General features: G+C 37.0%; 11 protein-coding genes. All 11 read right to left on the bottom strand.

The window, feature by feature from the left end; all coding sequences use genetic code 11:
- Window positions 1–45 precede the first annotated feature (45 nt).
- Window positions 46–2,427 (bottom strand): glycoside hydrolase family 127 protein, encoded by a 2,382-nt coding sequence (locus tag QUH73_RS16985; protein WP_289531634.1) that lies wholly within the window; start codon window positions 2,425–2,427, stop codon window positions 46–48.
- A gap of 59 nt (window positions 2,428–2,486) precedes the next feature.
- On the bottom strand, window positions 2,487–2,831 hold the full coding sequence (locus tag QUH73_RS16980) for an alpha/beta hydrolase (protein WP_289531633.1): 345 nt from the start codon (window positions 2,829–2,831) through the stop codon (window positions 2,487–2,489).
- 389 nt (window positions 2,832–3,220) lie between these two features.
- Entirely contained in the window at window positions 3,221–11,425 is an 8,205-nt protein-coding gene (locus QUH73_RS16975; RefSeq protein ID WP_289531632.1) for a SprB repeat-containing protein, read from the bottom strand.
- Window positions 11,426–11,475: 50 nt separating this feature from the next.
- Entirely contained in the window at window positions 11,476–13,566 is a 2,091-nt protein-coding gene (locus tag QUH73_RS16970; protein ID WP_289531631.1) for a fibronectin type III domain-containing protein, read from the bottom strand.
- 84 nt (window positions 13,567–13,650) lie between these two features.
- Window positions 13,651–15,405, bottom strand: a complete 1,755-nt coding sequence (locus QUH73_RS16965; RefSeq protein ID WP_289531630.1) for an IPT/TIG domain-containing protein — start codon at window positions 15,403–15,405, stop codon at window positions 13,651–13,653.
- 179 nt (window positions 15,406–15,584) lie between these two features.
- Window positions 15,585–16,292, bottom strand: coding sequence for a hypothetical protein (locus QUH73_RS16960; RefSeq protein ID WP_289531629.1), 708 nt, complete (start codon window positions 16,290–16,292; stop codon window positions 15,585–15,587).
- Window positions 16,293–16,743: 451 nt separating this feature from the next.
- Window positions 16,744–17,223, bottom strand: coding sequence for a hypothetical protein (locus QUH73_RS16955; protein WP_289531628.1), 480 nt, complete (start codon window positions 17,221–17,223; stop codon window positions 16,744–16,746).
- A 204-nt stretch (window positions 17,224–17,427) separates the two neighbouring features.
- A complete protein-coding gene (locus QUH73_RS16950) occupies window positions 17,428–17,772 on the bottom strand; it encodes a hypothetical protein (protein WP_289531627.1) in 345 nt (114 codons plus the stop codon).
- A gap of 2 nt (window positions 17,773–17,774) precedes the next feature.
- Window positions 17,775–18,515 carry a hypothetical protein gene (locus tag QUH73_RS16945; protein ID WP_289531626.1) on the bottom strand — a complete coding sequence of 247 codons (741 nt, stop codon included), beginning with the start codon at window positions 18,513–18,515 and terminating at the stop codon, window positions 17,775–17,777.
- Between the two features lie 115 nt (window positions 18,516–18,630).
- Window positions 18,631–19,254 carry a hypothetical protein gene (locus QUH73_RS16940; protein WP_289531625.1) on the bottom strand — a complete coding sequence of 208 codons (624 nt, stop codon included), beginning with the start codon at window positions 19,252–19,254 and terminating at the stop codon, window positions 18,631–18,633.
- Complete coding sequence (locus QUH73_RS16935) at window positions 19,251–23,360, bottom strand: hypothetical protein (protein WP_289531624.1); 4,110 nt, start codon at window positions 23,358–23,360, stop codon at window positions 19,251–19,253. Before QUH73_RS16935 ends, QUH73_RS16940 begins: the two co-directional genes overlap by 4 nt.
- Between the last annotated feature and the right edge of the window lie 377 nt (window positions 23,361–23,737).

The raw sequence follows: 23,737 nt of genomic DNA, 5'->3' as shown, positions 1-23,737 counted from the left end.
ATTAAAAAGTAGACTATTTTCAATTAACTATAAACTTGTTGGCTATTAATTTTCGACCAACCTAATATAATAAACAGCTCCTGCAGCACTTCCCGGAAGGGACTGAAATTTAATCCTTACATGCTCTTTCCCAGTAACCATAGAGTTGGGAATGGAATATTCCACATCACGAAATTTTGACAAGTTCCATTTTCCGGTGTTGTCTTCGGTCAGAAGTTTTTCATCGTCGATATAAATATCAAATTTCCTGCTACCCCATTCTGCGCCCCAATAGCGGACTCTCAAACTCAAGCCGGTTTCAGATTTCGTTGCCAGATCGTAGCTGAAAAAGCCACCATTCTTGGCCTCGCGGAAAAACTCATTCAAATTGTTGCCTTTATTGGAATCTTCGGATAGCATGCCATGATCAGTTTCGGGCTGTTGCTCGCCAGGAGCCACCTGATCGATTGTGCGTTTTTCCAGAGCAAGTTTTTCTTTTTCAATGTTTGCCAAAGAATCGGTGTATGCAGTGTAGCCTGAGTTTGACAAGGCCAACCAATATATCATATACCTGGCATCGTGTATGTTACTAAACGGTTCGAGTGTAAGTTCGACAGGATTGACCATTTTTACATTTAATTTATAATTTAACGGCTTACCATCTACCGGAACCAACTTATTTCCTATATTTTGAATATCATCATTAATCAGAATTGGGGCTTTATCAATAGGTAAAAATTTACCACTTGAAGATTGTCCCCAACGACCATCATCCGCAATCAAACCTCTTAAATCTTCGGTTCCGGTTTTTGCACCCAATAAAATAGGTCCATGCATGAAAGCGATGTATTCAGGAACATTGGGTAAATGTTCGATAGTATTGCGCATAGGCAACGTTATTTGAACCACATCACCTTTTTTCCATTTTCTGTCGATGCAAACATAAGACGAAGGAAGTATTGAGCAATCCACATCCTTTCCATTCACTGCAATTTTCAAAGCACCCTTACTTACCCATGCTGGATAGCGAACCAATAATTTGAATTTTGAAGCCCCCTCTGAAATGGTAAGCTTTGTTTGTTCTTCATTAGGAAAAGTTGTTTCCTGTTTGATTTTCACCCCTTTTTCTTTCCAATTCAACTCAGAAGCGATAAAAAGATTCAGGAACAATGAATCGCTTGAATGGGTATAAATGAATTGATTGTATTTGCCGTGGTTTTCCATACCAGAGCCAACACAACACCACATCGCTTCGTTTGGAGCCGAGTAAACCCGGTAATGACGTGGACGTGCCGGGGTGAAATAAACATATCCGCCGTGTTCGGGATGTTGAGAAGAAAGGATGTGATTAAATATGGTACGTTCGTAATAATCAGCATATTTTGCAGCTGGATTCACCCTAAACAAATCTTCTGTTAATTTGAGCATGTTATACGAATTACATGATTCGGGTCCATCATTGACATTTGCAAAATCGCTACACGATTCTTTGGCCGGAAAATGTTCCCTTCGGCTGTTGCCGCCAAAAGCCAACGAACGGTTGGTTGTTACCGTTTCCCAGAAAAAGCTACCCGCTTTTTCATATTTATCATCCTGATTAAGCTCTGCAATTCGCTCGAAACCAATAATTTTTGGGATCTGAGTATTGGCATGTTTGTTATCAAGCATATCTATTCCTTGGGACAATGGATCGAGAAACATTTTGTGCGAATAACGTTTTGCAGCAGTAAGGTATTTTTCATTGCCTGTAATTTGGAAAGCATCGGCAAGAACTTCGTTCATACCACCGTATTCGTTGGCGAGCATATCTTCCATCTGCTTGTCCGACAAGTTCTGAGTAATTGTAATTGCCCAATCGCAAAATTGAAGAAAAATGTTCTTTGCTTCATCATTACCGGTATATAACCATGCGTCTCTAAGGCCTGCATACATTTTGTGAATATTGTAATAGGGTGCCCATTCCTTCCATATTGCTCCTACATCTCCTGCTTTGATCTTTGACCATAAAGCCGCACTGTGTGGAACGCCTCCAACATACCCAACACCCCAATCAGGATATTTCTGGCTATTAGCTTCTTGACAGTCCTTTAGTTCAGAGATCATATAATCCATGCGCTTTTTACATTCTACATTCCCGGTTGCGGCATAATTCATTGCCATTGCAGTCAGGTAATGCCCTGCTATATGTCCATCTAAACCTTCCCAGTTGGGATAGCTCTTTGCCTTTTGAGGTAATCCAGCTTCTTTCCGATAGGGAGCCAATAAACGATCAACATCGTACTTCAGGAGAACCTCAATATTCAGGTCGCGGGCATGTTTGAACGGCCCATCGAGTAGTTTTACATCTCCCAAAGCGAATTCGTTGGGATATAGCTTTTCCTGTGCTTTTAATCCAATAGGGAATATGAACCCCAATAACAACACTAATCTGCATACTTTTTGAAACATAACAATAAAACTTTAGTAGTCTTTATATAATTTTACATACTTAATATCACGTGCATTCATCAAAGTGATCCTTGATGAAATTTTTGAAACATGGAAAGTCCGGCGATGGCACGATGTTCTCGATCGGCAAACACGGGATAACTCTTTTCTATGTATGGAATCAAATCACTAATCAAGTCCTTTTCAAATGTTGCAAAAGCAGCCACTTTCAAACTATCATAGATATTCCCTACGGCCCAATCATCTTTCATTGCTCTTCCGTTAGGCAAAACCACAATCATAGGTTCAACCTTTTTTTGTGCATAAAGATTATCCAAAATTACCTGAAGCTTTCCTTGCACATGCCACTCTTTTTCTATTCCCTGAGATCGCAATAACTCCTGAAACTTATCAGCATAAACCATTTTGAAACTCCAATCACTAAAAGAAAGTCTCGAAGCACCAAATTAATAGTTAGCTGCTTGCTCGATATTTATTTTTAGATATTTGATTTGTAAATACAGATAATAACACTTTTATACTTCTTCCCCAGTTAATATCATAGTTTCATATGATTATAATTTTGTTTTCGATATGCCCTAAATTTAACTCTTTTAAATGTGAAATTTTACTCCAGTCTTTTTTGGGGCTAAACTATATTGAAAGGGACGAGAACCCATTTGATATTCATAACAAGTATAGAGATGCATAATCCCTCTCTCCACAAATTAGAATTCATTCTAAACAAAAAGAGGCTGTCTCAAATGAGATAGCCTCTTCTAATCAAAACCATCAGGAAACTTTTTAAATCACTTTAGTACACAAGGAATCTCAGTACTCGTCTTTCTTTTCCAACTATAATTACAACTGCATACACATTGTTTGGTCTAAATATGGATCTATTATTGAAATCGAATTGGTAAACGGCATTATTATGGCCTTCATGAGTATCTATTTTAAGAGCTCTTTCTACATCATATATTTCCAAGCTCACGTCTGCTGTTTTACTCAAGAGAAGCTTTAAATGGAAATCACCCCTGTTCGGATTAGGATATAATTTTGCCTCAGTTATATAAACTTGATCAGGCTGAATAAATCCTGCTTTCCGTTTAGTACTGCTACCCGCAACTACAACTTGCTTTTCCATATAGTCGTTGCATTCATTTTTAAAAATGGACATGCCAATTGTGTGGTTTCCCGCTTCCAGTATTCTCAACCAAATTGATGCCTCTTCTTTCTTCACCACTTCTAATCCGTCTGGGAAATGCCATTTTACCGAATCGGGCTGCTCCCATGAAATATCAACTGCAACAATAGTATCACCAACAATGGCCTCAACAGGAATAATAAAATCAGCCACCACTTCATAATCAAGAAATGCTATTGCAAATTCATGCTCAGCCTCACATCCTTTTTCTGTTGTTACAACCAATCGATAATTCCCTTCTTCAGTGAGTTCTACCTCGTTGTTGACGCTAAATTGATTACCTCCAAAAAACCACTTATTTGAAGCTCCATCCACTCCAGAATTTACTGTTTCTGTTTGATTCCGGCATAACACATACTCGTAAGGCAATTCTATCGTAACAGGCACTGGCGCACTCAATTCAGCCTCTAAAGTCTTTTTACAGGCATTTGTATCAGTAACCTCTATTTGTAAGCCTCCAGCTCCTAGATTAGGAAACCATCCGTTAATGTTTGATTTACCATTTAAATTATAGATATAGTCAGGACTTCCTCCAACAGCAGTCAACAGAATACTTCCATCATCAATTCCAACACAATTTGGAGATTGTAAACTACTCACATATAATTCCAATTCTTCAGGACCCGTAATTTCATATTCTGCCTCTGCAAAACAATTGTTTGCATCACTAACAACGAGCGAATACTTCCCTTTTCCCAATTGTCTGATTTCTCTTGGATTTAAACTTTCGAGGCCTTTCCAAATCACATCATATGGCTCTGTCCCATTTGTTATTTCAATGGATATTTCCCCATCTGTGGATTCATGACAACTCACTTCTTTCAGATCCATCAAACTAATTTCAGGGCCACTCTTTTCTCCTATTGAAAATGATTGTAAAGCTACACATGAATTAGCATCAGTAACTTCAATTTTATAATTACCAGCTGCCAGAGTGTTTGGTTGTAATTTGTTAGCTGGATAAAAATCACCCCAATTGATATAATATTCCGGCGTACCTCCTGTTATTTCAATCTTCGCAGAACCGTTACCACTGTTACAGGTACTATGTGTCAAATCTGACAATTCTACCTTAAGGTTCTCCGGTTCATCAACATTAATATATTGATTTTGAATATTACCCAACTTATCTTTTACAAAAACACGATAATTCCCTGCTTTTAGATTCGTAAATTCATTCGATTTAGAAAAATCGATCGCATAATTAATTGCATAGGTATAAGGTTCAGTACCTCCAGTTGCGCTAACCCTTACACTACCACTTTCATCGTTAAAGCAAAGACAGTTACTCTTCTCTAATTCCATCAAAATTTCGTCAGGCTCTTCAATTACCAGTTCTATTGAATCTTTTACTCCTTTACTATCTTTTACCCGTAATTGGTACAATCCGGCTTTTAAATTTTCAAATTTACTGGTCACTAACCAAACCCCCTGATTTAAAGAAAATTCATATCCCGGCCAAACGGCATAAGGCCATCCACCAACAGCTGAAACTTCCAACACACCATCTTCAGCTCCATAATAACTGGTCTTAACAGGATTGGCAACAATAGTTAATTTACCTCCTGGCTCCATTACACCAGCCGTCTTCTTCAAACCATTCGCAACTCCAAACTCATTATTACCATAGGGACAATTGTTCTTATCCCAAACTTCAACAGTATACTCTCCAGCATAAAGCTCTTCAATTTTTTTAAGCGTACCATTTGAGTATTTTTCACCTTTGTGATACCATTGGTATCGATAGTCTCCATTTCCACCACTAACTCTCGCCTGAACTGCTCCATCATTATTTCCAAAATCAGTAACGCCCATCACATCAAAATCGATGGCCATTTCGGCAGGTTGCAGTAATTCTTCCTCTTGTTTGTAGTAACAGCCTAAATCATCAGTTATTTCGAGAAGGTATTTGCCTTTGCCTAACTGATCCTGATTCCATTCCTTACCCGTTGTGCCATTTCTAAAATCCTGCTCATCTTTAGAAATAATAAATGAGTAGCTTCCTGAAGTACTTGTTCCACCCAATACTTCACTCTCCCAAAATCCATCTTTTGCTTCGTAACATTCCGGAATAACAGAATTAAAGTTTTCAATATGCAGCCAATCCGCTTGGTTTAATTGCTGCTTGCTTCTTACTATTATGCACGCATTTGCATCCGTCACCTCTACTATGTATTCCCCTGTTTCCCGTTGAATAAATGTTGCATTTGTAATCCCTCTAATTGAATCCAACCGATCTTTTGCGTTTGAAAGCGGTATCTTATTTAACAAAAAATCATAATAGCCTCCATAATAACTCACACCTCCTGTTGCCTGCACCTTTATTTCCCCGTCTGTTCTTTTCGAAATGTCTCCCATGTCCTTTGCGTGACATGTTGGTATTGTAAAATCAACACCCGTAATTTGTAAAGAATCCGGTTTTACAAGCGTTGCTACATTGCTAACAGAACACCCATTATCATCAGAAACTATATAGCTGTACATTCCTGCTTCTAAATTTCTAAATACCAGATTCTCTCCGGCAATAATATTTCCTAATTGATGATTATTATCTTCATCCGATTGTACGATTTTATATTTGGATGCATTCGTAATTGGCAATCCGCCATAAGGAGTGATCTTAACTGAATCTTTTAAATAAGAACATCTGATTTCGAACCCGCCTTCGTAATGCGATGTTTCAATATCAAATTTAAGTACTGTTGGTTCGGTTAATACCGTATCCTTTACATACTCACAAGCTTTAAACTGATCAGTAATGCTTACTTGATATTTGCCGGCTGGTAAATCGCTAAAAATTACCTGTCCATTTTTTACTTCAGTAAATTCCTCCTCAATCTGCTCATCACCAATTTCAGTAAGTTCTTCCTCAGGTACCATCCCTTTTAAGTGGATTGTATAAGGAGAGATACCACCCAAGGCTTCTACTTTAATAGTATCGGTTAATCCTTTACATTTTATTTCAAATCCTTTGTGATAGGACAAATTTATGTTTGCATTTATAGGATCTGGTTGTTTTAAGCTAATCGTATCAGAAGCAGAACAACTGGTATTGTATGCTCCCGTAACCTTTACATGATAAAGACCAGCAGGTAGATCTTCAAAAAACACTTCATCATTCGATTCTTTGCTTGCCATTGGAGTATTGCTTTTATCCAGCAATTCGAAAGTGTAAGGAGTTATTCCTCCAGTAGCTTTTGCCCAAATGCTATCAGTTCCAGCAAAGCATTTGATATTATAATCGTCTGATTTATATGTATTCTTTGATAATTCAAGTTCCAATTTTAATGGTTCTAAAAGATCAGGGGTATAATTATTCTCACATCCATTACTGTCTTTCACTAAAAAAATTTGAGGTACTCCCTTTATATCAAAATCCACATAATTACCTTCAGCATCCAAATGTTCAATTACTCCATCATGCTCAATAGTATATGGGGTTGTTCCTCCATTTACTGATATTCCCAAAATATCACTTACACCAAAACAAGTATAATCAAAAAACTCATTTTTCGAATTACTATACTTAGAATCGGTCTTCCCAACTTTTAGTTGTGTCGGTTGATCTAAAGTAAATTTAACACTTGCAGACTGACATCCTAATGTATCAGTAGTTAATACAGAATATGTCCCTTTACTCAGTTTTTTAGTATCCGGGAAATTAATTTTTGTATTGTTTGCCACATTAGAGAAACTATGATAAAAGCTACCATACTTCTGTATTTCAACAGAATATAATGGATTTCCTCCATTTACAATAAGAAATGGTTGAACCGTTTCACCAAAACACCTAAATTTAATTTCTTTTCCACCTTCCAAAACATCAATACCAGCAATAGTCATACTATTAACAATGGAATCTTTTATAGGAACAACAATATTTTGCTTATACACACATTTATTTTCATCAGAGATACTCACTTCATAGCTTCCTGCCTTTTTGGCTGACTGATTAAAAGCTCGTCCTGTTTCGATACCTGCTGCACCATCAATAGAATACTTGAATGTTCCTCCCGTACCACCTATAATCTTGCTAGTCCAACTACCATTACTATCATTATGGCATTCAGGTGCAATCGAATTGACTTTATCTAAAAATAACAATTTTGGTTCTTCAAGTTTCTGATCTATTTTTTCTGCATAGCAACCATTAACATCTGTCACTTTAATATCATACATCCCTGTTTTTAGTCCAGTAAAATCTATAGTTTTTCCAGGAAGATCTATATTGGATTTATCCTTGTGGTTATAAATAGAATATATGTATTTTTTGATATCACACCCGCCAGTAGCATCAACTTGAATCTCTCCATCTTCTTTTTCATTATTTATATCATCTATCATATCATGATGACAAGATGGAATTTTAAAAACTGGATCATGAAGTACTAAGGGATTAGGTTTTTTAAGCTCAATTTCTGCTGTTTCTTCACATCCGTTAGCATCAGTTATTGTATAAAGATACGAGCCTGCATCCAAGGTGCTAAATGTTTGGGGTTCGTCAATATTTTCTCTCTCCAAAATAGACACTCCATTATTCTGAATGAGTTTATAATCACTTACACCTCCCGATGGAGTCACCTTTATTTCTCCTCTCTCTTCAAAGCATTTAATCTGATACCCTCCCTCAAAATTTAAGCTTGACACAACATTTACCCCCAGAGTTTCTGGCTCTGTCAGTGTAAATTTCTCAATCTCCATAAGCGGATTATGCTCACCTTTAATACTCAAAGTGTATGATCCTGCCTTTAAATTAAAATCTGTTTCAATAGTACCATTTACAGTTTTTGACAATGTTTTACCATTACCAGTAATTGTAATTACGTAAGGCTTAATTCCTCCAGAAGGAGTTACCAGAACCCTTGCATCATCACCATGACATTTAATATCAAAAGTATTCAACTTAGTAGGAAGCTTTACAGCCGCAACTAAGGGATCAGGTTCAGTTAAAGTGACACTTTTTTCAGTTTTACAACCTCCAAATTTCCCTTCAACCCTCACTACATAATCGCCTGCCTTTTTATCTGTAAAAGTATAACTACCACTCAATGGGCTATCCTCTTCTACTATTTCACCACTCCGAATAAGTTGAACTACATAGGGACGGATTCCACCTTCAATGGTAAGAGCTATATTTCCAACTCCCCCATGTTTCTTTATATTGTAAACTTCCGTCTTATCTCCTGATTTAAATGTATCTAATGCAACGATTAACTTAAGTGGTGTCGGCTCTTTCAAATCAACTAAACTATTTACAGTACAATTCAATTCATCTGTAATTTCAAATGTGCTTTTTGCTCCCTGAACAGAAAATGTCTTCAATTCCTCCTTAGGCACATTACTCCACGTACTTTTTTCGTTAGAAATCGTATATGGAGCAATTCCACCTTTTACTTTAAAATTAATCTCACCTGCCGAGCCATTGCATCTGTATGTATAACCATCATAATTATTGATATTTAAATCGTAAACCTCAACTATTGAAGGCTCTTCCAATTTAAAAGTTTTGACCTCTCCTAACGAACATCCATTCTTATCAAGAATTGTTAAGGTATATTCTCCTGATAATAGTCCTTGAATAACAACTACCGTATTTTCACTTATTTCAGTTCCCGATTTTGGTGTTGGTCCAGTTAGAATATAAGAATATTTTGGTGTACCTCCTTTTATTTTAAATTTTACTTCTCCATCACTAGCTCCATTGCAGCTAATATGAATTTCATTCCCCGCAATCTTTTCTGTTCGCTCAAATTCATAAATCTCAATAGGACCATATTGTTCAAATGTTCTTTCAACATCTGCTGCGGTACAACCATGTGAATCTTTTATTTTGAATGTATGTTTCTTTGCATCAATATCAGTAAAAGTCTTATCTTCAGCATAATCTTCAAGAGGGTTGATCTCACCATCCATTGAAAAATGATATTCTCCACTTCCACCTACACCTGAAACTGTATGAGATACTAACTCACCAAAACATACCTTCCCTATAGGTTCAGGAACTGCAAATTCCAATTTACTATCCTTAATTAAGCTAGACTTACCTCTCTGATAACATGCTAAATCATCCATTACCCAAAGTGTAAACTCCTTCTCCTCCTCTGGTTGTTTATCTGCAATGCTCACAATTGGTAATTCCGTTCTATACTCTCCATTAGATGTTAAACTATAAGTATAAGCACTTGATACAACACCTCCACTAGTGCTAGGATTAATAATCTGAAATTCATCACAATTCCCAGTAGATTCAAATCCAAAAGATGACAATTTTATTATCTCATTTTCCTTTATTGTAAAAGGAACTGTTTCATGACCCAACAAAAAGAATCCATTATATTCCGTTGAATCTTTGTCTTCATAATTCTCAGTATTGGATTGATTAAATCCATTACTAACAGTTAGTTCATAATCTCCCTCACTTAAATTATAAAAGGTAAACTCGGATGTTTCGAAAGTTTTCGAATCAGAATATGTATCATCTGTTTTCCACACTGTTGCCCTATATGCCACAACACCACCATTGGTACCTAAATCACCATCAACTCTTACTTTTAGTTCTCCATCGTCACCTCCAGAACAAGTAACGGTCTTTTTATCGGCCTCAGAGATTGGCTGTATCTCAGGATAATGAGGAAAAACATCAACAATTATCACTTTATCCTCCTCAATACATCTCAAATCATCTTTGTCATCAGTCCGGACAATGGTTTGTACTCTAAATTTGAAATTTCGGTAAAATTTATTTGATTCGGGAAGTAGGTAATCACAGGTTGCCTCTTTTGTGATATTGGACTTAGTTTTACTATCTATTGCAGGAACAAAATAGGGAATATAAATTGTTTCATCTATTAAGTTCCGCTCTATCATATCCTCCAATTCAGTATCAGAAGGATCATCTTTAAGATAAAACATAACATATTGAGTAACATTCCATATTTCTTCCCGAGACATATTAGAATAAAACTGAAGATTATATCCGTCTTCCGGCTCTCTGCCAATTGCCGAAATCCAAGGAAATGATTCTCCATATTCATAAAAGAAAAACGGACCTAAAACCTCACGGTTGGTTTTTTCAGTAGTAGTGGCATTATCAATCTGCACCATCCATTCATACTCAACATTAGAATCAGAAAGCTTATCAACTTTTAAAGGTACTATTGATCCCTCCTCGAAACTAGTATCTCCTTCTGGTTTTCCTGGGTTTTCTAGAGTTTCTGGAATTTCTGGAAAATTATTAATTTTTACTGAGGGTGGTGTTATGGAATATTCTAAATCAACAGCCCAATTCGCCCCATCTCCTATTTTGGGACTTATTTTATGCCACCCGGGACTAGGATCATTTTTGATTATGTCCCATATATCCAATTCAATACTTCTATAGTAACGCTTTTTCCCACTATGCAAAGTAGTCTTACCTTGCCACTCCCATATTTCGAACTCGAAACTAACCTTATTGTTATTTATTCCAAAGTAGCTCTTCAAAGTAGTGTCCGATAGGTTATATTTACTTGAATGAATACTTATTGGCAATCCCATGTTTAATCCAGTCCAATCTTCCCAATCTGGGGGATTATCTGAACAAGTTCCGGTCACATATTTAGATTCGAAATAATCTCCAGTTCCATATTTCTTATTAATTCTTAACTTATTATCTGGGGTTCCATCCTTATTCTCATTAACCAATTTGGCTTGCAATCGACTTACAAAAATTTTTATCTCCACCTCCCCATTATACTTCAAGCCTTGCGCCTTTACCGAAAAGCTCCCCAATAAAAAAACAAGTATAAAAAACAGTAAAAATCTCAATTTCATAGTTATGGCTTTTAGGATGATAAAATGATCTGGTATCTGAAAATAATTGCTTAGTAATGAATTTGTAGTAGTTCGGTGAAAGGAGATTTGCCTCCATCTTTGTACACAGCCTGCAGTCGGTACTGATAGTGGGTATTTAACTCTACATCAACATCTTTAAATTCCGATTTGTTTTGAATGAACCGATAGAATGTTAATTCTTTTCCCTCTGCATCTCTATATATATTTACCTGCACAACATCATTTTCTGCTGCTTTCCATGTAAGAAGCACATGTCCTTCATTTATTTTTGCCACTGCTTGCACTCCTTTCAATTCAGGACGGAATCCGTCATCGGCAATTTCGGCCTGCAACCACTTTTCGGCGGGAGATTGGTTCTTACCGGCATCTTCGGCAAGAATACAATATTGGTAAGCAATTCCTTTTTTAGGACTTTTATCCAGATAGGAACTTATGGAATCGGTACTAGAAAAACGAGCAATGGTATCACACACTACACTTTCTTTTGATTTTCTCAACAGCTTCTCGTATTTGGTGTCAACACTAAAACTATGCACCCAACTAAGACTAATTCCCTCATCGGTAATTTCATAATTCGAAAATACAGGAGGTACAGGAGGAATAGTATCAGGCTTTTGAAGCAGTAATGCCTCGCTCAATTCCGATTGATTAAAACGTTGATCGATGGCCGCTACCTTGTAGTATATTTTTGGAGTCAGATTGTACAAATCGATGGAGTCTACAAAAAAAGTATCGCGAGTATGAACTTTGGTAATCTGACTAAATTCATCAATCATGAAATTGGATCGGAAAACCCGGTAACCATTTATATCTTTTTCTTTGCCTGCATCCCAACTTAGGTGCACCAAACCAGTAGAATCGATCCGCCCTTGCAGATTTAGAGGTGCCACTGGAGGAATGCTATCCTGAAGCTGCACCAGCAATGGCACCGAATAGAAGTTATCGTCGTTTACTCCTGTTGCCTTAATTTTATAATAATTGGTGCTTAATGGTTCCATATCAACAAAAGACCGGGCTTTCCCATTCAACTCACCCGAAACATCCTTAAAATTTCCTGTTGATGAGCCAGCTCTCAGCACCTTCATATTCTTCACATATTGTTTTCCAACGGAATCCAGTTTCCATCGAATTTCCACCTCTCCATTATCATTAATCTGCTGATCCAAATCTTCATATCCTATTTGATACTGTGGCCTCCCTATTGCACTAACCACATCGGAATAAGGGCCTGTTTCGCCAAAAGCAGTACGCCCATAAATTCGATATTGATATTCTTTCAACAATTCAGGTAAGGAATCGGGCTTCATCATATCCATAGGAATATCTCCATCATCGCCATAGGTAAGAACCATTGGCGATTCACTTATTGAGTGAAAAGAGTTTCCTCCATCATCCGATCGTTCTACCATATAGGCATTGTAAGTCGTTGATAATAGAAATTGATTCCATACAATTAATGCTCTTTTTCCATCTGCCTTAGCATGCAGTCCCAATGGTTTTTGTAAGGGTTGATAATCAGCTGCTCCCGTATATACATATCCCGTATCCACCTCAACAGTTAAATGGGTAGGATAAACCCGATACAGATACATTTCATTCTCCCTGATATCCGTATCGGTATAATTCAATCCCATTGCCTTCGACACTCTGGCCGATTGATCGGCTGCAAACATGGCAAATGAAAACCGATTCTCCTGTTCTCTGGTTTTATAAACCATCTGCATCATCGGATTTTGCTTTTCATCAATCATTTCGAACTCTTTGCCATAAATAGCCTGAGCCGCTACACAAAGCCAATCGTAATCGGCTGCAAGAGAATCCTGCATGGCATTTTCCCACCATGGCTCACTATTTGCTTTAATTCCTTCCTGTAATAATTTGTATTCGGGCTGTGGCAATTGTTTGCCATCTCGATACAAAACAAACCGTTCCAAAGTATAGCCGTTTGTACTGGCCTGCTTCCAAAGAATATGATGGTTAGGCGCCCAACGCAGCAACACTTTATCTTTTTTGGGCGAAGCCAGAAGTGCTACACCACGTTTTTCTTCAGTACTTTTTTCCTGCGAATAAGCAAAATTGATGCATAAACACAATAAAAATATTGCTGCAAGTTGTTTCATGGCTTGTTATATTGTTTGATATTTTATCGGATGTAGTTTAGGGGAGTATTTAATTAAAACTCCCCCTTATTTTTCATTTACTATTTAATCTGCTGGTGTATATTCCCAGAACTCTAAAGCATCATCATCTGTACCAATATAAATCTTACTGTTTATATTGAATGTGAAATGTTTATACCTACCAATTACAGGACAAGGCGTATCTGTTACAATTTCGTCTCTGTTAAAATCATAATCGCTAATTCCTATCACCTCCTCGTAATTAAATCGAAATGAACCATCATCACTCTTTACAGCCGAAACAAATCGATTAATCACACCTATCAAATAGCACTTATCGTTAAACACCAGGCAGTTTTTACCTGCGTAAAAAGATACCATACTATCCGTATACGTATCAGTTCCATGGTCGTATATCAATCCATTTATAAAAACCTTACCTTCTAAAACAAAAACAGATTCCTTTTGATATGAAAAAAAGTGATTTAAGGATGGACCATCTGAAAGACGAATCCATTCATCAGTATCAAGATTATACTTCCAAAGATCATTTTGATAATCCTCATTAATGTACCCCAAGCCATAATAAAAAGCGTTGTTTACAATAAAACTCGCTGCACCATCACGCGCTACTCCGGGAAATTCAGCTCTCGCCTGAGAATAATCTCCAAAAAAGCTGTATGTTTTTAAAGTCTTTCCCTGCATAATCAATAATTCCTCATCGATCAAACCAAGTGCATCTATTTTTTTATCCTGAAGAGATAAAATCTCTTTATATAAAGTCCAACTATTGCTGGCGGGATTGTATTGATATAACTTTTTCTGATTCAAAACATATCCAAAACCATCTTTTGAAAAGCCTACCCCTTTTCCCAAATCCTTGCTTGGTAAATCTTGCTTCTTTGCCCATACTCCTGAAGGCAGAATTGTTAAAGAATTGTTTTTATTAAATAAGTACTCACCATTAGAAGTCTTCATTTCAATAGTAGCTACTCCTGCCTGTAAATCTTTAGGCAAATAAACATCTACCTCAGACTGTCGCTGACTAACCCTTACTGAAAAAGCATCACATTGCTTACCATTTACTTTTACATCAATTTTTGGTTTTCGATTATCATCAGTATACACCTGATTAGAAACTATAAAAGTAAACACCTCACCTGATCTAAGATATTTCGTATCAAATTGAAAATAATCTAAATAGGTAAATGTAATTTCACTTTGACTTTGCACTCCATTAACAATAAGATCAAGGTCAATCTCTATATCACCCTGATAACCTTCTGGTGCAATAAACGTAATTTCATTTTCGGAGGCTTCCAATATTTCGGTCTCAACGGAACCCAACTTTAGGGAAATAGCCTCCTTGTTAGTTGTAAAGTATTTACCAGTAATGGTCACCTTAGTTCCTCCAGCACCTTCCTTAGGGCTGATTTCAGTAATTTCAGGACTTGCCAGATCAAAATCAGTTCCATATTTATTCATATAAGTATCGGTTTCGGTCTGAATAAAAGCATTGTATTTGTAATGCTTTCCTTGCTCTAAATTTTTTAATTCAAAAGAGATTTTACCTTCCTGAGGATTTCCATTTAAATATTCAACCGTTCCTTCGTTTAGAGTTGAAACTCCATCGTAACCTTCTGTCCAAACAAACCCATACTTAAGGATTGGCTCGGAACCTGCTTCGGTTATTTCAGCATTAATAACTGCCGTTGTATTGGTTATATCTGATGCTGCTATGGCATTTATTACCGGGGGAACCATAGGCTCATCTTTTTGGCAGCTGCAAACCACAAAAGCCATTAAGAGTATAAAACAGTAGTGTTTAAAGTCTTTCATTTCTGTATTGTTATTATGCCTTTTTCTCATTTACACCTTTCCCGAATTCGGAAGCCCTGAAGGGGACTTTCCAAACGACCACACAAAAAACCAAGAGAAAGATTCTATCTATATATTTCTGCTGGTACGAATTACAAAAGCGTACCAGCAGTATTTTTTTTGTTGTGATGTGTTATTTTTTAATTACCACAATTAGAATAATCCAAAATGTGTTGAGTTAAATCTCTCCATTTAATATCAGTGGTTTTTTGAACCAACGTATCGCACCCACCCCAAAGTGTAGCAAATTCCTTAGTGTATTTGTTTTTCTTAATTAAATGAGCAACATCTTCGTCAGCATTTTTCACATAGTATGATTTGGCAATATTACCTGTTGCATTTATTCCTGCAACACCAATTCCCATAGTGTGTTTTGCCTTAGGATCATGATATACTCTCACTTCATTACTAAACTCAGGATTTAGCAATTGTAGCATCATTGTTCTCTCCTTCTTTTTAACCAGCACCTGTGTATTCTCACAATAAACATAGCCCTGATGTAACAAATCCTGATTCAGCTTCTGATTGGTCCATTTTTTCGCATCCTTCAAAAAAGAAATTGCTTTACTCAATTTATCCAGACCACTTGCAGGCAGATACATGTGCACAATAGCAGCAGGCTTCAATTTGTGTTTCTTCCCTGTTTCATCTTCTATTTTAATGTACTTTATTAACCCCTTTTTTCTATCAATATCTTTTATGATACCCTCTAACTCTGTTCCATCTGTAAGAGTTAGGTAAGCCGTTTTCTTGTGCGAAAACGTAAACGATGGGGATAACAATTGTTGTGCACTTAGCTCTCCAATACAAAAAATTGTTAAAGCAATTAGTAAAAATTTCTTAAGCATTTTTAAATTATATTAAATGGTGTCTACTCTTATCGATTTTCGACATTCTCGTTTTTATTATTTCGCTTTTCGCTCCGGCAAAAAGGCCTTTTAAAGATTTTATTACAAAGAACCCAAAGCATAATTTCTAATTCATAACTGTCTTACTTTTCGGCTTTCCTATCCCCGCTACCGCACGATTGCATCGTGTGCTTACCACTTCCATAACAGTCTTACTACCCCTAAATGGACTTCGTCGATTTCCACTTCGTTCCAATTCCCTGAAAGGAACTTCCCAAACCTGCACCATTAAGCCCCTTTAGGGGTTTGGGGTAATAGGGATAAAATTTATAATTACCACACCTCTTAAAATTTACACTAAACAGTTAATCATTAATACCAAATTGCATTACTTACCACATATCTTTTACAAACCACACGATGCAATCGTGCGGGAGCGGGGGCGGGGAAATCAATCTTCTCCAAAATAATCTGCATTATACTTTATTAAATAAAATACGGACATCACTGTAAACAAAATTCCAGCTAAAGTAAAAAACCAAGCCCTCCAATAAGGAGGCTTATATACCATAAGCATTTGATTATTTACAATCAGCTGTTTTACATATACATCATTGAGATTTGTCCACACTTTTAGTGAATCTCCTATTTTATAGTCATAACTCTCCATTATTCTACGCTCCTTTCTACGATCAGCATAATACATTTCGGAATTAATTTTCACATAAAACAATGTTCTTTCCAAATCTAATTCTACTTCGTAATATGTAGTTTCTCCGAATGATGTTAACACCCCCTCATACAAAATCAACTCTTTGGGAGTTTCAGGAATCTCATTAAACATAGTAGTACCACCTATTAATGAAGCTACTCCAAAAGGAAGACCTACAAACAGTACTCTTAAATACCCACTCTTTTTAAATATGTTCATTTTACTATATCCAAGCATTCTACCACAACAAAACTTATAAAATAAACACCCTCCGGATTATAAAATTTATAATTACCACACCTATTAGAATTTACACTAAACAGTTAATCATTAATTCCTAATTACATTTCTTACCACATGTCTTTCACAAACCACACGATGCAATCGTGCGGGAGCAGGGGGAGAAGCACAAAAACCAATCTATCATTTAATATTTCCCCTTAATGCAATAACAATATCCTTGGCTAATTTATTGGATAATTCATTACCTAAAGTATTTGGAGACTTTAGCAAATTTGGAAATATTTCATATTCAGAATCTAAACTAATATCGTCAATGGACACCCGTAATTTCCAAGGCATATCTAACGGATGTACACTTAAATTACATCTTATCACAGACATATCATTTTTAAAACTAATCTCTAGTGAACTATTATAAATAAGACATTTATCAAATGAATAATGCCCTATTGATTCTTTATTGCTCACCAATTCACTCTTCAAATTGGCAACAACTCTTTCTGCAAATAAAAATAAATACTCCATAATTAAGGAAAAATTACATTTAACTCCATATTGTAGAAAACACTTGGAGTGTTGTTATTAATTGGATATCCGATATCAATGATTTCATATCCATCATCTAAAAGTTTTTGAACCCATTTTTGATTTGCTTTATACATCAATGTATTTGGTAATTCTTCATCAATTATCCACCCATCGCTATTAGTTGAATACTTACCATTTATATTCCCAAAATCATCAACAATTTCTTGCCAACTATAATTTGCACCGTCAATATTAAATGATTTACCAGATTGAAAGACATCATTAAAAGCTTCTACTTGTTTGCCTTGAGATTGAAGACTGTTTATGGCTTCATTTACATGTCCATCCATTTTCCGACCAATTACAGCAATTTTCCCATTTATCCCTGCTTTTACTTGAACAATAATTTTACCAGCAATATTGTCTCCAACTTTAAAAACACTTCCGGCATAAGCCGCTCCTACTCCCCTCTTCACCAAAACCTCATCACTCTTGGCAATCAAATCGTCCAATCGTTTTGCTTCAGCTTCAGGTAAATCGCTTAAAACATTGCTTACAGACTTACTGTTTTTAACAAAACTAGTCAAAAGTTCAGTGCTGATTTGTGCTAAATCGATAGTAGTACTTATAGTTGGCCAAACCTCCAGAAATACTTTCCCTTCATCCGTTTGTTTTAACCTCTCAGTTAAAATTGGATTTGTGATAAGTGTATTTAAAGCTCCGCTACCGCACGATTGCATCGTGTGGTTACTACATCACTACAACCACTCCTTCCAATGTTCCTTTATCACACAAGAAAACCTGTATGACTTAGAACGCGATACAATCGCGCACTAGCGGGGAATATTACAATCACTAATAAAAATATGTAAAGTTGTCTATTAATGGACCAAGCTCTTCTGAGTAATCACGGAATTGATATTCATCAATATTAAAAAAGTAGTACTGACTTTCATAATAGCTCCAACCTTTCAAACTCCTATTATAACTATATGTAATTATCAAATTCGATTCAGCATCAGCGGTCATTACAATCTTAATTGTATTTTTCTCAAAGGTGAGCTTTAGAAATGGACTCTGATCATTATACATCCTATGAACATCAACCAAGGCTGGATTATCTGGCACATAATCCAAACTATAATCCTTGAAATAAATAGGATATAAATTATCAAATGTTTTAACATGAGAATAAGTACTATCAATATTTTGAATATAAATACTAACGAAAATTGTATCCCCATCTTGCAACGGGTACCTATTCCAGTCACATATAAAATCCATTAATCCATCATCATTCAAGTCAACCTTATTATAAATCTCTGTTATATGGTAATTTCCTTGTTTAATACAAACTTCTTTAGGGAGTAATTTTTTAAAACTTCTCAACCACACTTTTTGATTACAATCGCAATTTTGTGCATTAACATGTAGAAAATGAGACAATAAAACAAACAGAATCACAATACTTTTATTCATTTCTTCTTGCATTTATATAATTTATCATTATTCATTAATTCATTGAATTTATCAGACCTTTCCTTTCTAGCTTTTTGGCCAGCGTTTACAATTTTAGTAACCTGATTTGCCGTTTTATCATCTAAACACTCTATAGGCTTAAAAGCATTTAAAAACCATGAAACAGCAGAGTATATTATTGATTCACCATCAGTTTTTAATAAATCTGGATTATTTTCCCAGTCAAAATTCTTTCCAAATTTACTATTACACTTTTCAGAGACCTTTCTATAATTCGATCTCCCTGTAACCTGTATTGCTCCTCTACCTCTGTATCTCCAGCCATCTCCATCATTTACATTACCGTTAGCATCTTTATAGACTAAATTGAATAACTTTTCACCGCATTTTCGAGAATCAATAATACGATATTTAACATACATTCCTAATGTGTCTTTTTTAAACGTTTTAGGGAACGTAATAATATAGTCATTACGCGTTTTGGTATATGAATCAACTCCTGTATATCTTTTATTTTTATCTTTTATATCCTTACAACTACTCTCCTTATGATAAAGATGAGAACAACCTGTAGCTCCAATATACTCAAGATGATGATTCTCATCCCAGAAGTTTTGATCAAATAAAGTTTTGTAACTCTCATTACTTTGTTTCCCAAAAGTTGCATAAATCCCAACAGCAGTCCCATTCACTATTTCATGTAAACGATACCAATAATCTTCTTCAAAATCTGTAAAACTCTTTGATTCAACGGCTACTTGAGAGAAAAAATGAGCCTGTCTTTTACATGTACTAAAGTCTCCTTTTTTTAAAGCGACATTAAGATAATCAACATAAGATTGAGTAATTGTTTTATTTCCAGGAAATATTAAATTTAGCTTATCTAAATCTAACTTCAATTCTCTCCCACAAATCTCGCAAGGAAATTCTACTCCTGTTATATTATCACCTTTCAGATATTGCATCAATTCAACCACCTGCTCTTTTTTGACTTTAAACCATAAAGCCAGTTTGTCCGATTTTTCATACTCTTTTATTGTTGGTATTTTTCGATCATATCTGTTATAATACACTTTTATAAACTCTCCTTCTTCTCCTTCTGGTGTCTCAATTATCTCTTCATGCAATTCTTTAGGTTTAATTGTTAAACTATCCCTTTTTATCGGATCTTGGTCACTTAATTGCCTCCCACTACCTACTTCAACTTCAAAATAATCCAAAATAAAATCTTTAGATAGAGACATATTCTTTACCTTTCCCTTAGAAAAGGAGTATATATTCAAATTGGAATGTGTTTTTTTATTTACATTATCATCTCTAATTAAATCCAATAAATTCTTTATATTTTCAGCTGTCATATTCATATCCATACTCGCATTCCCCTCTTCATCCTGCCCATACAACTCCACATCCCTTAGGTTGTGAATGTCGTCCCATTGGTATTTGCGCAACTGTTGGCCGTCGGCGTAGTCCATTAGGTTTTGGGTAGAGTTTTCGGGAACGGAAGGAAAGTCCTGAAAAGGGTGACTTAGGCGGAATTCGCCGTGAGCTAGCTCGTGAGAAATGGTTCGGCACAATGCCTTGCTGTTGTTGTAATGAATATTGGTAAACACAAAACCCCAAGGCCTCTTTTTAGGCATAAAACCCGCTTTGCTGGCAGTTTGGGCTTTATCAACCAAAAATACGTAGGTTTTATGTTGGTCGTAATCACCAGAACGTTTCAAGGCCTTAATCACCTTGTTCATTTCCTTGGTGTAATTGCTCAGCATTTTCGATTCGCCATCGTCTAAGCCCTGGTTCATGTCGTTGCTGTACTCAACTTGTACACCGGCATGCTGGCTCACTGTCCATCGCACATTGGCGGGGCTGTAAGTATCGTTCAAGTAGGTTTCGAGCTGTGCCCGTGGTATGCTTGTAGCGTTTCCATTAACCGGCACCAGAACCAGATTCTTTTCTATTTGATCGTAACTGATTACGTTCAGTGCGCCTAAGAGTACTTTCTTCGTGTTTTTGGTGCTGTCGTTTTTTACATTGTAATAGGCAGTAATTTGCTGCACATCTTCGTGAAAGCTGCCCCGCAGGTTCAAGCTAAAAGCATCACCCTGTTTTTGCGGCGCAATTTCGGCTCCCATTGCATTCATAAAATGAACGGTATCGGCCTTCATGCCATTGCTTAGCTGCATTTCTACTTTCACCACATCGTTGCCATTGCTGCCAATGCTTTTCCATGCTTTTAGGTAGTACTGTTTGGTGGTATCGCCCAACTGCAGGCTTTGGTAGTAAGGCAGATAAGCTTTTTTTTCCTCTTCCGTTAAGCCTTCTTCGTGGCTGTCGAAACCATAGTTTTGATTGTCGTGAGCCAAAAAGAAAATGCCGTTGGCGGTAATCTGAAAATCGCCGCTGTTTACCTGATCGAGAATTTGTGCCACCTTATCGGCACCCTCTTTTACTAATTGAGCTCCTTCCTGATTCCCTACAGCCAACTGATCGCGCCCTTTTTCGATGGTTCTTTTGGCTTTTTCCAATTCATTATTCAGGCTGTTATTGCCCATGTCTGTTTGCAGATTGCTGATTTCATCCACAATACTTTCGGCATCTGCAATGGCATCATCAACACTGTCCCAAATATCGTTGTTGAAAAAATCGTCGGCCTGGTCGCGTATGTCACTGCCCAGAGCGTAAATATCCGAGCCAACTACGCGTATTTCTCCGGCGGTTAGCTGGTAGCTTTCATTTACCTTAATATTATCGAAAACGGTTCGCAGTTCAATATTGCCCAACATGCCAATGCGCACCACACCGCTTCCGGTAAATGTACCTCTGCTGCCACTTGCCTGTTTCACGGTTACCTTAAAACCACCGGCATTAATTACATCTCCCGCAGTAAGCTGATTCAATGCCGGACTGCCGTCTATTTCAGGAATAGATGCACTTTGTCCGCATTCTACCTCGGCCTGTTCTTTCGAAAGGCTAAACTGACTGATTGGGGTAAACTCACTTTCGAGGGTTTCGCATTGCGCCTGTACTTTGTACTGGTAGGTAGCTCCCGGTTTTAGCTGCTTCAGCTCAAAATCGGGCTGATTCGACTGCTGGGAGTACCACTTGTCGCCTGCAACATCGCGAATTTGCACGGTAAACGAGCTGTGATTGCTTTGGGGTACAATACTCAGCTGCGCCGATCCGCCCAGGGCCGGATCTACATCAACAAGTAAAGGCGGCTTGCATTCTTCGCCAAACACGAAGCTTACCACGGGCGAATACCCTTCGTTTTTAAACATCTCTTTTTGCTGGTTGCTAAAGGCTCGTACCCGGCAGGCATATTGGCGTCCCGGCACCAGCATGGGGTATTGTGCATCGTAAACAAAAGATGTGTTGCGAAAGACGGTTTTCAGCAATGGTTCTTTGGAGCGAATTGCCTCTTCGGCCGACTGATTTACCGGCCAGATTTCCACCATTGTAAATTCGTACTCTACATCCGACAAGGCATTTTGTGAATTCATGTGCCTTGGCAGCCAATTGAAAAAGATAGAGGCCGGATCGGTAGCCTTCAGCAGTTTGTTATTGGCTGGAGCAGTAATTACCGGTGGTTCGTTTAAGAGCATCCACGCCATGCTGGTGGCTGTGTTCGATACTTTTTCCTGTCGGCGGGCTTCAAATATTTCTACCGTAAACTTGTAAACGCCTTCGGGCAATCGTCCGGTTTTCAGGAACTGCTTTTTGGTGATTCCCGAAAAATTCATGTGTTCGGGCACCAAATACTCTTCCAAACGATCGCCGTACAACAGCTCGGGTGTACCTGCCTGAAGCAGAACTGGATTTTTGGGAATAAAATCGTCTTTGGTAATCAGTTTAATTCCCTGTCCTTCGATGCTGATGCGTAATCGTACCGAAAGATCGGCGTGATTTAAATCTTTTAACGTAAGATTGACCAGTAACTTTTGATTGCCCCCTTGATAATAATCGGCCAAATGTACCGAATAGGGCGGAATAAGCTGAACATTGCACTGTACCGGATACTGCTGCGCATTACTTGTACCTGCCGTTAACAGCAGTGCAAATACTAATAAGAGAATGGAAACAATGTTCCGTGGTATTTGTTTATTCATCGTTCAATCAATAATTTCTGATCATTTTTTTTTATTCCTTTTTCCTTCTCCGCTCCACCTCATTTTCTCTACCCCTAAAGAGTGTCCAAAAAGTATCGTTCTATTGTCATTCTGATCCCGATGAATCGGGACGAAGAATCTTTCACTTTGAAAAACAGATGTTTCGACTTCGCTCAACATGACAATCCGATACAAAATATTCCTTTTTGGACTCTCCTTCTTCCCAAACCGCACCAATAAGCCCCTTTAGGGGTTTGGGGTAACAGCCATTACTTGCCACACGATGCAATCGTGCGGGAGCGGGATCCTCATTTTTAATTCATAATTAATAGCTCATAACTCCTAACAGTCTTACTTTCTTTACAAGTTTAAAAACA

It is taken from the genome of Labilibaculum sp. K2S (assembly GCF_030372765.1).
Taxonomy (GTDB): Bacteria; Bacteroidota; Bacteroidia; order Bacteroidales; family Marinifilaceae; genus Labilibaculum.
The sequence above is the reverse complement of the archived record's forward strand: the minus strand, read 5'-3'. Positions and strand labels throughout refer to the sequence as shown.

Excerpts from the sequence above, each read along its gene's own strand:
- QUH73_RS16985 (WP_289531634.1), bottom strand. The coding sequence starts at position 2,427 with ATGTTTCAAAAAGTATGCAGATTAGTGTTGTTATTGGGGTTCATATTC.
- QUH73_RS16980 (WP_289531633.1), bottom strand. The coding sequence starts at position 2,831 with ATGGTTTATGCTGATAAGTTTCAGGAGTTATTGCGATCTCAGGGAATA.
- QUH73_RS16975 (WP_289531632.1), bottom strand. The coding sequence starts at position 11,425 with ATGAAATTGAGATTTTTACTGTTTTTTATACTTGTTTTTTTATTGGGG.
- QUH73_RS16970 (WP_289531631.1), bottom strand. The coding sequence starts at position 13,566 with ATGAAACAACTTGCAGCAATATTTTTATTGTGTTTATGCATCAATTTT.
- QUH73_RS16965 (WP_289531630.1), bottom strand. The coding sequence starts at position 15,405 with ATGAAAGACTTTAAACACTACTGTTTTATACTCTTAATGGCTTTTGTG.
- QUH73_RS16960 (WP_289531629.1), bottom strand. The coding sequence starts at position 16,292 with ATGCTTAAGAAATTTTTACTAATTGCTTTAACAATTTTTTGTATTGGA.
- QUH73_RS16955 (WP_289531628.1), bottom strand. The coding sequence starts at position 17,223 with ATGAACATATTTAAAAAGAGTGGGTATTTAAGAGTACTGTTTGTAGGT.
- QUH73_RS16950 (WP_289531627.1), bottom strand. The coding sequence starts at position 17,772 with ATGGAGTATTTATTTTTATTTGCAGAAAGAGTTGTTGCCAATTTGAAG.
- QUH73_RS16945 (WP_289531626.1), bottom strand. The coding sequence starts at position 18,515 with ATGCAATCGTGCGGTAGCGGAGCTTTAAATACACTTATCACAAATCCA.
- QUH73_RS16940 (WP_289531625.1), bottom strand. The coding sequence starts at position 19,254 with ATGAATAAAAGTATTGTGATTCTGTTTGTTTTATTGTCTCATTTTCTA.
- QUH73_RS16935 (WP_289531624.1), bottom strand. The coding sequence starts at position 23,360 with ATGAATAAACAAATACCACGGAACATTGTTTCCATTCTCTTATTAGTA.